We start from the raw sequence: 15,463 nt of genomic DNA, 5'->3' as shown, positions 1-15,463 counted from the left end.
TTGGCCGTACGACAAGATTTTAGTTACCTGAAAAGTGAAAAAGATGTGAAATAGATGCTGAATTTATGGGGTGGTGTCCGCTGTGTAAATCCGCTGACTATCATCTGCTGAACAGTGAATTATGCTTTTATATGCCGGGTGGGGGAGCTATGCACGTAGTCATTCTTGGAAGTGGTGTGGTTGGCGTGGCAAGCGCCTGGTATCTGGCGCGTGCCGGACATCAGGTTACCGTCATCGATCGTCAGCCCGCTGCCGCGATGGAGACCAGCGCAGGCAATGCGGGTCAAATCTCACCGGGGTATGCCGCACCCTGGGCGGCGCCTGGCGTGCCGCTGAAAGCGGTGAAGTGGATGTTCCAGCGCCACGCGCCGCTGGCTATCCGGCTTGATGGCAGCAGTTTTCAGCTGGAGTGGATGTGGCACATGCTGCGCAACTGCGACATCAACCACTATCAGCAGAACAAAAGCCGCATGGTGCGGATTGCCGAATACAGTCGTGACTGTCTGAAAGCGTTGCGCGCTGAGACCGGCATCGCCTATGAGGGTCGTCAGGGCGGCACATTGCAGCTGTTTCGCACGCAGCAGCAGTTCGACAGCGCCAGTAAAGATATTGCGGTACTGCGCGACGCGGGCGTGCCCTATGAGCTGCTGGAGGCGCATGAGCTGTCTCGCGTGGAACCAGCGCTGGCGGCAACCCATCATAAACTCACTGGCGGACTGCGCCTGCCTAACGATGAAACCGGTGACTGCCAGCTCTTCACGCAGCGGCTGGCAAAAATGGCCGAAGAGGCGGGCGTGGTTTTCCGCTTTAACACCCCGGTCGATCACCTGCTGCGCGATGGCAATCGCATTTATGGTGTGAAGTGCGGCGAGGAGATCATCAAGGCAGACAGCTATGTAGTGGCCTTTGGTTCCTACTCGACCGCACTGCTGAAAAACGTCATTGATATTCCGGTCTATCCGCTGAAAGGCTACTCACTCACTATTCCGATTAAAAATCCTGAGGCTGCACCGGTTTCGACGATTCTGGATGAGACCTACAAAGTGGCGGTGACCCGGTTTGACGATCGTATCCGCGTCGGCGGGATGGCGGAAATTGTTGGTTTTAACACCAGACTCACCGAAGCGCGGCGGGAAACGCTGGAGATGGTGGTCAGTGATCTCTATCCTGAAGGCGGTCATCTCGCGCAGGCGAGTTTCTGGACCGGTCTGCGTCCGATGACGCCGGACGGTACGCCGATTGTCGGTGCCACGCCACTCTCAAATCTTTATCTTAATACCGGTCACGGTACGCTGGGCTGGACGATGGCGTGTGGTTCTGGTCAGTTGCTGGCCGATCTCATCTCCGGTAAAAAGCCAGCCATTGCGGCGGATGACTTAGCGGTGTTCCGCTACTTACCCGGTTTCGCGGCGACCTCATCGCCGCTGCGTAACGCCAACGCAACTCGTTAAGTATTCAGGGAGAGAAAGGATGTCACGTCCGATTGTCGCTACTATTAACCAGCAGGCGCTTCGTCATAACCTGACTGTTGTTCGCCAGGCGGCACCCGCATCCCGCGTCTGGTCAGTGGTGAAAGCCAATGCTTATGGCCATGGCATTGATCGCGTACGCGAAGCGTTATCTGCCACCGACGGCTTTGCGCTGCTTAATATGGAAGAAGCCATTCTGCTGCGTGAGCAGGGCTGGAAAAAACCGATTCTGCTGCTGGAGGGCTTTTTCCAGCCAGAGGATCTGCAGCTGATTGACCGCTATCGCCTGACGACCAGCGTACACAGTAACTGGCAAATCAAAGCGCTGGCCAGTGCCAGCCTCTCTGCGCCGGTTGATATCTATCTCAAAATGAACAGCGGCATGAACCGGCTGGGCTTTCGCCCGGAGCAGGTTTCTGGCGCCTGGCAGAAATTGCGGGCGCTGAGCAATGTCGGTGAGATGACGCTGATGGCCCATTTTGCTGATGCCGAAAATCCGCAGGGCCTGATTGCACCGCTGCAGCGTGTTGAGCAGGCGGCAGAGGGGCTGAACTGCCCACGGTCGCTTTCGAATTCCGCCTGCACCTTATGGCATCCTGAAGCGCATTTTGACTGGGTCCGGCCCGGTATTATTCTGTACGGCGCGTCGCCCAGCGGTGACTGGCAGGACATTGCCGGCAGCGGCCTGAAGCCAGTGATGACCCTGAGCAGTGAGATTATTGCGGTTCAGCAGTTACAGGCGGGCGATGGCGTCGGTTACGGCTACCGTTATCACGCCAGCACAGCGCAGCGGATTGGCGTCGTAGCCTGTGGGTACGCCGATGGCTATCCGCGCCATGCCCCGACCGGCACGCCGGTCTGCGTCGATGGCGTGATGACACAGGTGGTTGGCGCGGTTTCAATGGATATGATTACGGTGGATTTAACCCCCTGTCCGCAGGCGGGCATCGGCTCATCTGTTGAGCTGTGGGGGGAGCAGGTGAAAATCGATCAGGTGGCAAAAGCGGCCGGAACGGTAGGGTACGAGCTGATGTGCGCGCTGGCACCCCGCGTCCCGGTCACGGTTATTTAAGCGCGGTCAGGCTACCGCGCATCTTTCTGCTGCAGCGCCAGGCGATAAAGGCCAGCGCTGCACCCAGCAGCATCATCAGACTCAGCGACAGCTTCTCCGCCACCGGCAGCGCGACGATCACCAGGCTGCCTGCCGCACCACCGGCCATCTGAATAAAGCCCTGCAGGGCGGACGCCACGCCCGCCTGTTGCTGATAGGGCTCCAGCGCATAGCTGGTGGCCGGCCCCACCGTAAAGGCCAGTCCTGCCACCGACACGGCGACCGGGAACATGTAGAGCGCCCAGTGCGTCTGCATCTCTGCCGGGAAAATCTGCATCCCTGCCATCAGCAGCACCGCGCCCAGCAGCATGGTGAAAAATCCCATCGCCAGACAGAATGGTCGACCCGCTTTACGAATCGCTTTATTCACGAACATGCTGACAAACATGATCCAGAAACCGTTAGCGCCAAACGCAAAGGAGAACTGGATCGGCGTCAGCCCGCCTTCGGTCATTAACACCTGCGGTGCCAGCGACACATAGGTCAGCACCATACCCAGCGCACCGGCATTGGCAAAGGCGAAGGCCAGGAAGCGCGGCTGACGCAGGATTTCAGCGTACTGCTTAATCGGCAAGCCTTTCACCCGCAGCGTATTCGCCGGACGTGTTTCCGGCAGCCAGATAATCACCAGCAGCGTAATCAGCACGCCATAGGCGCAGAGGAACCAGAAGGGGGCGCGCCAGTCGAAGGCGCTGGCCAGCAGTCCGCCCAGCAGCGGGGCCAGAGCCGGGACGATGTTCAGTGCGCCGTTCAGGAAGCCATAGGCGCGGGCGGCATCATCACCGCTGAGTCGGTCACGCACGCCGCTAAAGGCGACTACCGCGCTGCAGCAGACGCCACAGCCCTGCACCAGACGGGCCACGACGAACAGCGGAAATGAGGTCGCGGTAGCGGCGATGGCGCTGCCGGTGATGTAGAGCCCCAGCCCCAGCAGGGCAATCGGCTTACGGCCATAGTTGTCCACCAGCGGACCGGTCACCAGTTGTCCCAGTCCCATCACCAGCAGAAACAGGGGAATGGTGGTCTGTACCAGTGAGACCGGCGTATCCAGCCCTTCTGCGATTTGCGGCAGCGTGGGCAAATAGAGATCGATGCCTAAAGGTGCCAGCAGCACCAGGCTTAATAACAGCAGAGTAAATTTTTGCATAACAACCAGAGGGTAAACGTTCTGTTAAAAAACGAGCGCAGAGGGTAATGATTCAGAGGCAAAAAAGATAGAGGAAGTCGTGCGGAAAGTGCGATGCCTGCTGTAAACAGGCATCGCAGGGTCTTTCTTAGTAAGCACCGTCGCGGCGTAGCACCACGCCTGCGGTTTTGAACAGGATCGCGATATCGGTCCAGAGCGCCCAGTTTTTAACATACCAGGAGTCAAAATAGACGCGGGTATCATAGTCGATATCGTTACGTCCGCTGACCTGCCAGAGGCCGGTCATGCCTGGCTTGGCCATCAGGTAGTAGTCGACGTCACCGGCATAACGCTCCAGTTCAGCTTCGATGACCGGACGCGGGCCGACCAGACTCATCTCACCACGAATCACGTTCCACAGCTGCGGCAATTCGTCGAGGCTGGTTTTACGCAGGAAGCTGCCAATCCGGGTCACGCGCGGGTCATTCTTCAGTTTGAAATCTTTGTCCCACTCCATCCGGGCCTCTTCACTGGTCGCCAGCAATTTCTCCAGCACCTCTTTGGAATTGGTCACCATGGAACGGAATTTCAGACATTTGAATTTTTTGCCATTCTGGCCCACACGCTCGTGACCATAAATTGCATTCCCGCCGTCACGCTTCACCATATAGCAGAGCAGGGCGAAGATTGGGCCAAGGAACAGCAGCAGCATCGACGCGACGACAATATCAAAGGCACGCTTCATGAAACGGGAAGAGTGTTTCGCCAGGTTATTGCTGACGCGCAGGATCATCACTTCATGACTGAAGATGAAAGACATGTCCGTGCCGTAAAGTGGCACGCCGCGCAGCGTCGGGATCACCGAAACTGACCGGCAGTTCATCTTCGACAGGAACTTCAGCCAGCGATCGCGCATCGGCTGCTGCTCATATTCCATAGCAACAATAAACTGCACGTTGTCACGGTCAATGGTCTGCCAGTTAATATCTTTCCAGGTGATCACTGGCACACCATTCACGCTCTGCTGAGCCGGAACATCATCCACCGAGATAAAGGCCTGCACGTTGTAGCCCAGGATCTCTTCACTCTGCAGCGCCGCATACGCTTCAGTGGCGTTGCGGCCGGAACCGATAATGATGGTCTCTTTCTGCCACTGGCCCGCCTTGTTAATGGCACGTTTAACCAGAGCGCGCATCAACGGCAGCAGCAGCAGGGCATATGTCCAGCTGAAGACCCACACCATGCGGGAGAAGTCCCATTTAGAGAAGGCGATAAGCGCCAGGTCGAGCAGCGAGAAAACAAATAATGTTTTAACGATCTCTTTCAGCTCAAACCAGAAGGGTTTGCGATAGGTATAATGGCGCAGTCGTACCCAGAACCAGCCGGTACACATCACTGACATAATAAACTGCGCCACAAAACGATATTCAATCTGATGCGGTGGAATAAAGGTATCCAGCTCGCCCCAAATACCCTGTATTGTCGCGGCAGATAAAAACAGCGCCAGGTTAAGTGCAATCAGATCGGAAAAACTCAGGGCGAATTTCACGATGATATTTTTACGCGTTCCGCTCCACGAGCGGCTCGGGCTATTCATTATCAATGTACTTGCCATAAAACCTGCTCTCTTTCTCAAGTAAAAGATGGCCTGATCAGAATCAAATACGCGCTCAGGAGTGGGCCTCTGAAAAATTAAAAAATAATTTTCAGTCTGTTGCAGTCAGTACAGCCAGTGCAGCTGCAAAAAAGGTAACGATTAAAGCGTGATGGTACTCACGAAATGTTGCAGCATTGAGAATGAGTATGCAGGAGTTATTTGACAGAGTTAATACGGAAAAAATCTGAAAACATCAAAAGTGATTAAAGTTTTAAATCGCTAACTGCAGGTTTTTATTGAATAAAATAAGGAAGGGGTCGGTTATAACCAAACTGTTTAAGACGCTTTTTAGGAATTACCGCCAAATCATATGACTGGCGGTAGTGATAGTGGCTCAGGCAGGTTTCTTTAAAATCCAGCGGTCCTGCTGTTTATCATAGTGGCCAATCTGCAGATTCACTGGCTCCCCGTCAATCCAGGCCGGTACGCTGGTATCACGATCCCAGCCATCGAGTTGGGTAATTAAGCCGGGATTGGTGTGACAGGGGATACTGACGGTGTCGGCGTTCTCACTGTCAAGATCGGCATCTACAATCTCATAACGACCAATTTTAACCACGTGTCCCATTCATTTCTCCCGTTTTAACTGGCATAGACAGTTAAGCTTAGCGCACTGAGAGAAAATAACGTGGCTGAATGATTAGGATTATTCCTTCTCTTCAGCCGGACGGACACCAATCTTCACGATGCGGTTATCCTCTTTCTCTGCGACGGTCCAGGTCAGCTGATTCCACTCCACCTGATCGCCGACGACCGGCGAGCCGCCCAGCATTGCCAGCACCAGTTGCCCCAGTGACTGCTGATCGTTAGTGCTCTCATCCAGCTCGAGTCCGTAAATCTGCGCAACGTCGCGCAGGCGGGCCTCTGCATCCAGAATAAAGTCACCAAAGAAGCGCTGATCGAGCGAAACAGGCGGTGACTGGCTGAACATCTTGCCCAGCGCCGGAAGATCGCGCTCACGACCAATCACGCAGATGACGTCGTTCTCTTTCAGCCGTGTCCCGCCGTTTGGGTGCATCAGTACATTGTCACGGAAGAGGGCGGCGATGCGGGTCTCGCGCGGCATCTGCAGGTCACGCAGTGCGGCACCCACGCACCACTTGTCAGCGCTGAGCTGATAAACAAACTGCTCCCACGGATTTTCCGGATGAATATCCAGGCCGACACGGCTGATCGGCGAGGCGGTCGGCGGCACCACCACTTTGGCTTTTTTCGCCGCAAAGCCCAACGAGGTGCCCTGCAACATCAGGGAAACCAAAACCACGAAGAAGGCGATATTAAAATAGAGCGAGGCGTTCTCTAATCCGGCCATCATCGGGAAGACCGCAAGGATAATCGGCACCGCACCGCGCAAGCCGACCCAGCTGATAAAAAAGCGTTCGCGCGTGGTGAAGCTGCGGAATGGCAGCAGCCCAATAAACACCGATAATGGGCGCGCTACCAGAATCAGCCATAGCGAGAGGATCATCGCCGGCACCGCGATATGCCATAAATCAGAGGGCGTCACCAGCAGCCCCAGCACGATGAACATGCCAATCTGGCTCAGCCACGCCATCCCATCAAAGGTCTGCAGAATGCCGTGTCGGTTGCGGATCGGGCTGTTGCCCAGTAAAAAGCCGCACAGATAGACCGCCAGGATACCGCTGCCCTCTAACACCGTGGTCAGGGCGAATACCAGAATGCCACCGCTCAGCGCCAGCAGCGGATAAAGCCCTGGGGCCAGACTGATGCGGTTAATCAGCTGCTGCAGCGCCCAGCCGCCGCCCAGGCCTAACACAATACCCAGACCAAACTGCTGCACCAGATGCACCAGGAACATCCAGTCAAGGCCGCTACGGCCCTGCTCGATCATCTCAATCAGGGTGATGGTCAGAAACACCGCCATCGGGTCATTGCTGCCCGACTCAATCTCCAGCGTAGAGCTGACGCGCTCATTCAGGCCTTTATCACCCAGCAGAGAGAAGACGGCGGCAGCGTCCGTAGAGCCGATAATGGCACCAATCAGGAAGCCCTGCATCATATCGAGGTTAAATAACCAGGCCGCCACTACGCCGGTTAAGCCCGCGGTAATCATTACCCCGACAGTTGCCAGCGACAGCGCAGGCCCCAGCGCAACTTTAAACGAGCTGGCCTTAGTTCGCATGCCGCCATCCAGCAGGATGATCGCCAGCGCCAGGTTTGAAATCAGATACGCCGCAGGATAGTTATCAAAGGCGATGCCGCCGATACCATCAATACCGGTCAGCATGCCCAGTGCGAGGAAGATAACCAGAATAGGAATACCCAGCCGGGATGAGAAAGAGCTGAGCAGAATACTCGATGCGACCAGCACGGAACCGATGATAAACAGACTGTAGACAATAGTGTGGTTCAAACCCGGTCTCCTGAGATATGGCAGTGCGATGCGGCAACTGATGACAAATATCCATGCTATCTCTGAAAGATAATGTTTTATCAAGGAGTTGTCATTGTGAAAATGCGTATTATACGAATTGCTTAACAGCATATGGAATCAGATTAATGTGAAGAATGAGGGGGTTGGCAGGCAAGCGGGAGAAAACAGACTGTTTTATCAGGTTATTCGGCAGATAAAAAAAGCCGGCGATTAGCCGGCTTAGTGCATCAGGCTTCCGTTGCCTGTTTATGGAACAGCGATCGGAACACCGGATAGATATCTTCCGGCTCGCGAATATGTTCAATGGCAAAGTTATCAAACGTCGCCTGCAGATGCTCATACTCGCGCCACAGGGTCTGATGCGCCCGGCGGGTGATCTCGATATAACTGTAGTAACGCACGACCGGCAGAATGTGCTTCGCCAGAATTTCATGGCAAAGCGGTGAGTCGTCAGCCCAGTTATCCCCATCCGAGGCCTGTGCTGCATAGATGTTCCATTGCGCCGGGTCATAACGCTCTTTCACCACCTCATCCATCAGTTTCAGCGCACTGGAAACGATAGTGCCGCCGGTCTCCTGAGAGTAGAAGAACTCCTGTTCATCGACTTCTTTAGCCTGCGTATGATGGCGGATATAAACCACATCGACATTCTTGTAGGTGCGGCTCAGGAACAGGTAAAGCAGGATATAGAAGCGTTTGGCCATATCCTTAGTCGCCTGATCCATTGAGCCGGACACATCCATCAGACAGAACATGACTGCCTGGCTGGAAGGCTCCGGGCGCTTCTCAAAGTTTTTGTAGCGCAGATCGAAGGTGTCGATAAAGGGCACGCGTTCAATGCGCGCCCGTAACTCGGCAATCTCTCTGCGCAGCCGCTCCTCCTCCAGCAGTTGTGCCGGTTCAGAGCTCTCAACTTCCTGCAGCGTCTCTTCCAGTTCATGCAGCATCCGGCGTTTACCTGCTGTCATCGCCGTACGACGCGCCAGTGAGTTCTGCAATGAGCGCACAACGCTGATATTGGCCGGCACGCCATTGGAGGTGAAACCGGCCCGGTGGGTCTTATACTCATTCAACTGACGATGCTGGTTGCGACGCAGGTTAGGCAGGGCAAGGTCTTCAAACAGCAGGTCAAGATACTCATCTTTCGATATCTGAAAGACAAACTCATCCTGACCTTCACCATCCTGACTGGCATTGCCCTGACCACTGCCGCCGCCGCCGCCACCCTGCGGACGCTCAACGCGATCGTTCTGCACAAAATGGTCGTTGCCCGGATGGACCCGATGGCGGTTACCGCCGCGCCCCTGATGGAAAATCGGCTCATTAATATCGTCAATCGGGATAGAGACGGACTCACCGCTGCTTACGTCGGTCACCGAGCGTTTATTAATGGCCTCGGAGATCGACTGCTTAATTTGCGACTTATAACGGCGCAAGAAGCGCTGGCGGTTTACCGCGCTCTTGTTTTTGCCGTTAAGCCGGCGATCGATGAAATAGGCCATGGTATTCCCCCAAACTACATTGTAAGCAGGCCGGGCGAACCCGACCCTGTCAGACCGGTATCACTTACCGGCAAGCTTACAGACTCTTATCAGGACGATTTACGCACACGCAGATACCATTCACACAGCAGGCGAACCTGTTTGCGGGTATACCCTTTTTCCATCATGCGATCGACAAAATCATCATGCTTTTTCTGCTCATCGGTAGAGGTCTTGGTATTAAACGAGATGACCGGCAGCAACTCTTCCGTATTCGAGAACATTTTCTTCTCAATCACGGTGCGCAATTTCTCGTAACTGGTCCAGTTCGGATTGCGGCCGTTATTGTGTGCCCTGGCACGCAGCACGAAGTTGACGATCTCGTTACGGAAATCTTTCGGGTTACTGATGCCAGCAGGCTTCTCGATCTTCTCCAGTTCCGCGTTGAGCGATTCACGGTCAAACAACTGTCCGGTATCGGGATCGCGATACTCCTGATCCTGAATCCAGAAGTCGGCATAGGTCACGTAGCGGTCAAAAATGTTCTGACCATATTCAGAGTAGGATTCCAGATAGGCGGTCTGAATCTCTTTGCCAATAAACTCAGCATATTTGGGAATCAGATAGCCTTTGAGGTGCTCAAGGTATTTCTCCGCCTGATCCTGCGGGAACTGCTCGCGCTCAATCTGCTGCTCCAGCACGTAGAACAGGTGCACCGGGTTAGCCGCGACTTCGGCGTGATCGAAGTTAAATACCCGCGACAGGATTTTAAAGGCAAAGCGGGTTGAAAGGCCGTTCATGCCTTCATCCACACCGGCGTAGTCGTGATACTCCTGCCAGGACTTCGCTTTAGGGTCGGTGTCTTTCAGGCTCTCACCATCGTACACCCGCATTTTGGAGTAGATGCTGGAGTTCTCAGGATCCTTGAGTCGTGACAGGATAGAGAAGCGTGCCAGCGTTTCCAGCGTGCCCGGAGCGCAGGGCGAGGTTGCCAGCTCACTGTGATTAAGCAGTTTGTCGTAGATTTTGATCTCTTCAGAGACCCGCAGGCAGTAGGGCACCTTGACGATGTAAACACGGTCAAGGAACGCCTCATTATTCTTGTTGTTACGGAACGTCACCCACTCTGATTCGTTGGAGTGCGCCAGAATAATGCCGTTAAACGGCAGCGCCGAAATCCCCTCGGTGCCGTTGTAGTTACCTTCCTGCGTTGCTGTCAGGAGTGGGTGCAGCACCTTAATCGGCGCTTTAAACATCTCCACGAATTCCATGATGCCCTGGTTCGCGCGGCAGAGTGCGCCAGAGTAACCGTAGGCATCAGGATCGTTTTGCGCGTGGTTTTCCAGTTTACGGATGTCCACTTTACCCACCAGCGCAGAGATATCCTGGTTGTTCTCATCACCCGGCTCGGTTTTGGCGATCGCCAGCTGTTCCAGAATCGACGGCCAGACTTTTACGACTTTGAACCGCGAAATATCGCCACCAAAGTCGTGAAGGCGTTTCGCAGCCCAGGGCGACATGATAGTGCCGAGGTAACGGCGCGGCACGCCATACTCTTTTTCAAGAATATGCGCGTCTTCCTGCGGATTGAACAGGCAAAGAGGATGATCGTTGACCGGACTACGTTCACCGTCAGCGCTTAGCACATAGATGGGCACCCGCTGCATCAGCGACTTAAGCCGTTCCGCCAGGGAAGATTTACCGCCACCCACCGGACCCAGTAAATAGAGGATCTGTTTCTTCTCCTCAAGTCCCTGAGCGGCATGTTTCAGATAGGAGACGATCTGTTCAATCGCTTCCTCCATGCCGTAAAACTCCTCGAACGCCGGATAGCGTCCCATCACACGGTTGGAGAATATTCTGGAAAGGCGTGGCTCCTGAGCAGTGTCGACCATTACTGGCTCTCCGATAGCCATTAACAGTCGCTCTGCAGCGTTGGCGTATGCACTGCGATCCTGCTTACAGATGGCAAGAAATTCCTGCAGTGTGAACTCTTCGTCCTTGGCAGCTTCATAACGCTGACGATAGTGATCGAATATATTCATAGCGATGCCCGTCCTTTCGTTTTTAGCACAGGTAAGGAGCGTAATTTAAGACTTGTAGCAGCTCCCGGAAGATATTCTCTGTTGAGTACAGCAACCCTTATGCCAACCTGATCTTTTTTATCGGGATACACAACTTTTGTGGTTACTCTGCTCGTACAAAATCTCTGCTGTTAATTCTAACTGTAGATGGCTTCTAGGAAATTTCCTCCATGGGTTTGGGCGAATGAGGGGGAGATCAAGACTAATTCGGGTCAGTTGTGAGATGAGTTCATATGGGTGATGCTTTAACTTAACTTGTTTTTAACCTTTGGTGCCACTTTCATCTGTCGGTTGCTTAAAGGATTTCGATATAAGTTAATCCAGCCGTAAAAAAACGTTAGACTTCCTGTTTGATTGTTATATTTATGGAATGAATAAATTGTGAACCAATTCAAATTTAAGACGCTTGTTGCACTTTTACCCTGTTATTTACTGGCGGCGCACGCCAATGCCGCTCCGCTTTCTGTAGGGGCATCGGTCATCTATGCCGACTCACCTTATCGTGGCGGACAGGACCGTTATCTTCCGGTTCCGGTCATCAATTATGAGGGTGAAGACTTCTGGTTCCGTAGCCTGCAGGGCGGTTACTACCTGTGGAAAGATCCTCAGAATCAGCTCTCGCTGACGCTGCTGGGCTCACCGCAGGAGTACAAACCCAGCGACAACGATCTGGGCGATATGAAAGGGCTGGATAAGCGCCGCATGACGCTGATGGGTGGCGCAACCTATCGCCACACCGCCGAATGGGGGGTTGTCCGCACGGCATTGCTGGGCGACGTGCTCAATAACAGCAACGGCATAATCTGGGACCTGACTTACCTGTACCCCATCCAGATGGGCGACTTCAGCCTGACGCCGGGCATCGGTGCCATGTGGAATAGCGCCAATCAAAACCGTTATTATTACGGTGTTTCCGCGCATGAAAGCGCACGTACCGGCATCAGTCGTTACAATCCGGACGACAGCTGGTCACCTTATGTTGAGCTGAGTGCCAGCTATCAGATTGCAGCGCAGTGGAATGTTGGCGTGGTGGGACGTTACACCCGCTTCGACAGCGAAATCAAAGAAAGCCCGATGATTGATAAGAGCGGGCAGGCGACGATCTGGACAGGTGTCAGCTACACCTTCTGATAACGCACCGAAAGAGGGCACCCAGTGCCCTCTGTTCTTTTATGGGGCCTCAGAATGAGGCGGGAGAGCAGAATGCGCAACACGATCAACTTCGCTGGCTTCAGCGAACTGCCGGTAATCGGTCAGGGCACGTGGTATATGGGCGAAAACCCGGCGCAGCGGGCCGGTGAAGTCACGGCATTACAGGCAGGTCTTGAGTGTGGATTGCAGCTGATTGATACCGCCGAAATGTATGCAGACGGCGGCGCTGAAGAGGTGGTCGGGCAGGCACTGCTGGGGCGTCGCGATAAAGCGTTGCTGGTGTCGAAGGTCTATCCGTGGAATGCCGGCGAAGTAGATGCCATTGAAGCCTGTGAACGCAGCCTGCGCCGTCTGCAGACCGATTACCTTGATCTCTATCTGCTGCACTGGCGCGGTAATATTCCGCTGGAAGAGACTCTGCGCGCCATGGAGCGCCTGCAGCAGCAGGGCAAGATTCGTCACTGGGGCGTCTCGAATTTTGATACTGATGATATGGCCGAACTGTGGGACGAACCCGGAGGCAATCAGTGCGTGACCAATCAGGTACTCTACCATCTGGCTTCACGCGGTATTGAATTTGATCTGCTGCCCGTCTGTCAGCAGCGTGGCGTGCCGGTGATGGCCTATTGTCCGCTGGCACAGGCTGGACGGTTGCGGGACGCACTGTTTACTGATGTGGTGCTGAATCAGATTGCACAACAGAAGGGCATCAGCGTGGCGCAATTACTGCTGGCCTGGGTGATTCGTCAGCCTGGCGTCATTGCCATTCCCAAAGCCAGTTCTGTGGTTCATGTTCAGGAAAATGCTGCGGCGCTGGAGGTGGAACTGACCGATGAAGAGTTGCAGCTCATCGATCGTGCCTGGCCAGCACCACAGCATAAATTACCGCTGGATATCGTTTAGCCCTAAGCTTTGTCGCTGGCTGCGACTTTCTTCTTAAGACGGAATGTCGTAGCCAGGCGTGCCGGCTTTTCACCCGCACTGCGCAGCGGCTTACTGATTCGGGCCGTCTCTACACAGACCATTGTCTTATAACCTTCATTCGCCATATCCGCCATGCTGCAGGAAAGTTCCACACCCGGATTCCAGGTGACAACGTCACTGTGATGATGGTGGTAAACTTCGATCTGTCGCTCACCGGCTATATCATTGATGACCGAGCAATCTTCTGCTGCAGTGAAGATACGGTCGATGCGTCCCGGATAGCGCTGTTTGCCATCACTGCTGGCAACCTCACCGTTATTTACTTTGTCGATATAGCTGTTGCCCAGACCGGAAACCTCAACGCCGTTGATGTCACTGACGGTAAAGTAGCTATGCAGGGCTGCCGTGGCGTCAAAGTCACCATGCGCTTCCAGTTCAATCTCACAATGCTGACCCAGGCGGAAACGGGCGATCAGGGTAAATTCGTGTGGCCACAGTTTCAGCGTCTGAGCGTTGCTCTCAAGCACCAGCGTCAGCATTACGCCATCTTCATTCTCATCATGCGCCGTAAGCTTCCATGTCTGAATCCGGGCAAAACCGTGTGCCGGTTCGCCTGCCGGACCAAACCAGGGCCAGCAGATTGGTACGCCGCCACGTATCGCTTTGCCTGGTGAAAACAGACTCTTGTCGCTCAGCCACAGTACCGGCTTTTCGCCACTCGGCTGCCAGGCGATCAGGTGCGCGCCCTGCAGCGTGATCGCTGCCCGTACTTTTGGATGACTGACAACAATCGTCGGTAATTCGCCAACCTGACGCTGCGAAAGGTAAGGGGAGATCTGCGTAACCACGGGCAGAGAAAACAGTTTATTTTGCATGTTCGATTCCTTCCTGTGCGGATCAAAAAAAGGGCGACCGAAGTCGCCCTTAATCTCAATGATGTCTGTCTGCCTTATTTAGCAGAAACCAGCGCAATCAGGTCGAGAACTTTGTTTGAGTAGCCAGTTTCGTTGTCGTACCAGGAAACCAGTTTCACAAAGTTGTCGTTCAGCGCGATACCCGCTTTAGCATCGAATACTGAAGTCAGGACTTCGCCGTTGAAGTCGGTAGAAACCACGTCATCTTCAACGTAGCCCAGAACGTCTTTCATCTCACCTTCTGCAGCCGCTTTGATTGCAGCACAGATTTCTTTGTAAGAAGCCGCTTTTTCCAGACGCACGGTCAGGTCAACAACGGAAACGTTAGGGGTAGGTACGCGGAATGCCATACCAGTCAGTTTGCCGTTCAGCTCTGGCAGAACTTTACCAACGGCTTTTGCTGCGCCAGTTGATGAAGGAATGATGTTCTGCGATGCGCCACGGCCGCCGCGCCAGTCTTTGTGAGACGGGCCATCAACGGTTTTCTGAGTCGCAGTGGTAGCGTGAACGGTGGTCATCAGACCTTCAACGATACCAAACTTATCGTTGATGACTTTTGCCAGTGGTGCCAGGCAGTTAGTGGTACAGGAAGCGTTAGAAACGATATCCTGGCCATCATATTTGTCGAAGTTTGCACCACGAACAAACATAGGGGTGTCATCTTTAGATGGACCGGTCAGAACGACTTTCTTAGCACCTGCGGTGATGTGTTTACGCGCGGTTTCGTCGGTCAGGAAGATACCGGTTGCTTCAGCAACAACGTCAACGCCAACTTCATCCCACTTCAGGTTGGCCGGATCACGCTCAGCAGTAACACGGATTTTTTTACCGTTAACGACCAGTGCGCCATCCTGAACTTCTACGGTGCCGTCGAAACGACCGTGCGTAGAGTCATACTTCAGCATGTACGCCATGTAATCCGCGTCCAGCAGGTCGTTGATAGCAACGATTTCGATGTCAGAACGTTTCTGAGCAGCACGGAAAACGATGCGACCGATACGGCCAAAACCGTTGATACCTACTTTGATAGTCATATATTCCACCAGCTATTTGTTAGTGAATAAAAGGTTGCCTGTAAAATTACAAAAACCTTACCAGGCGTCAAGCGGAATCGTGTCAATTGTTGCGACAGGTCAATTCGCCTGAGAGG

12 protein-coding genes are annotated in these 15,463 nt (G+C 54.0%); 4 read left to right on the top strand and 8 right to left on the bottom strand.

The window, feature by feature from the left end; all coding sequences use genetic code 11:
• The first annotated feature begins 149 nt into the window (after positions 1-149).
• Entirely contained in the window at positions 150-1,451 is a 1,302-nt protein-coding gene (locus tag FA92_RS09325; protein WP_033784597.1) for a D-amino acid dehydrogenase, read from the top strand.
• Positions 1,452-1,470: 19 nt separating this feature from the next.
• Complete coding sequence (gene dadX, locus FA92_RS09320; RefSeq protein WP_033732859.1) at positions 1,471-2,541, top strand: catabolic alanine racemase DadX; 1,071 nt, start codon at positions 1,471-1,473, stop codon at positions 2,539-2,541.
• Here the strand turns inward: dadX and FA92_RS09315 are convergent.
• The 6 genes from FA92_RS09315 to yeaG form a co-directional block, all read right to left on the bottom strand.
• Positions 2,534-3,727: a multidrug effflux MFS transporter gene (locus FA92_RS09315; protein WP_033783278.1), complete on the bottom strand. Its 1,194-nt coding sequence runs from the start codon at positions 3,725-3,727 to the stop codon at positions 2,534-2,536. The genes dadX and FA92_RS09315 overlap by 8 nt on opposite strands.
• A 127-nt stretch (positions 3,728-3,854) precedes the next feature.
• Entirely contained in the window at positions 3,855-5,321 is a 1,467-nt protein-coding gene (gene wbaP / locus FA92_RS09310) for an undecaprenyl-phosphate galactose phosphotransferase WbaP (RefSeq protein WP_013358070.1), read from the bottom strand.
• Between the two features lie 376 nt (positions 5,322-5,697).
• Positions 5,698-5,931: a DUF1480 family protein gene (locus FA92_RS09305; RefSeq protein WP_013358069.1), complete on the bottom strand. Its 234-nt coding sequence runs from the start codon at positions 5,929-5,931 to the stop codon at positions 5,698-5,700.
• Positions 5,932-6,009: 78 nt separating this feature from the next.
• The gene (locus tag FA92_RS09300) at positions 6,010-7,737 is read right to left on the bottom strand and encodes a potassium/proton antiporter (protein WP_033783277.1); all 1,728 of its coding nucleotides are present in this window, start codon (positions 7,735-7,737) and stop codon (positions 6,010-6,012) included.
• A gap of 248 nt (positions 7,738-7,985) precedes the next feature.
• Positions 7,986-9,260 carry a YeaH/YhbH family protein gene (locus tag FA92_RS09295; protein ID WP_033783276.1) on the bottom strand — a complete coding sequence of 425 codons (1,275 nt, stop codon included), beginning with the start codon at positions 9,258-9,260 and terminating at the stop codon, positions 7,986-7,988.
• Positions 9,261-9,349: 89 nt separating this feature from the next.
• Positions 9,350-11,284: a protein kinase YeaG gene (gene yeaG, locus FA92_RS09290; protein ID WP_003852739.1), complete on the bottom strand. Its 1,935-nt coding sequence runs from the start codon at positions 11,282-11,284 to the stop codon at positions 9,350-9,352.
• Positions 11,285-11,704: 420 nt separating this feature from the next.
• Here yeaG and FA92_RS09285 point away from each other — a divergent pair, with 420 nt between their 5' ends.
• Together FA92_RS09285 and FA92_RS09280 are read left to right on the top strand one after the other, a co-directional pair.
• Positions 11,705-12,454, top strand: coding sequence for a MipA/OmpV family protein (locus FA92_RS09285; RefSeq protein WP_033783275.1), 750 nt, complete (start codon positions 11,705-11,707; stop codon positions 12,452-12,454).
• A 72-nt stretch (positions 12,455-12,526) separates the two neighbouring features.
• Positions 12,527-13,378, top strand: coding sequence for an aldo/keto reductase (locus FA92_RS09280; protein WP_033783274.1), 852 nt, complete (start codon positions 12,527-12,529; stop codon positions 13,376-13,378).
• Between the two features lie 2 nt (positions 13,379-13,380).
• On the opposite strand, the gene FA92_RS09275 is transcribed toward FA92_RS09280, so the two are convergent.
• On the bottom strand, positions 13,381-14,274 hold the full coding sequence (locus FA92_RS09275; RefSeq protein WP_033783273.1) for a D-hexose-6-phosphate mutarotase: 894 nt from the start codon (positions 14,272-14,274) through the stop codon (positions 13,381-13,383).
• Positions 14,275-14,348: 74 nt separating this feature from the next.
• Positions 14,349-15,347, bottom strand: a complete 999-nt coding sequence (gene gapA / locus FA92_RS09270; protein ID WP_013358063.1) for a glyceraldehyde-3-phosphate dehydrogenase — start codon at positions 15,345-15,347, stop codon at positions 14,349-14,351.
• Positions 15,348-15,463 lie beyond the last annotated feature (116 nt).

This window comes from Pantoea sp. 9140, assembly GCF_000745295.1.
In the GTDB taxonomy this organism is placed as follows: Bacteria; Pseudomonadota; Gammaproteobacteria; order Enterobacterales; family Enterobacteriaceae; genus Pantoea; species Pantoea vagans.
The sequence above is the reverse complement of the archived record's forward strand: the minus strand, read 5'-3'. Positions and strand labels throughout refer to the sequence as shown.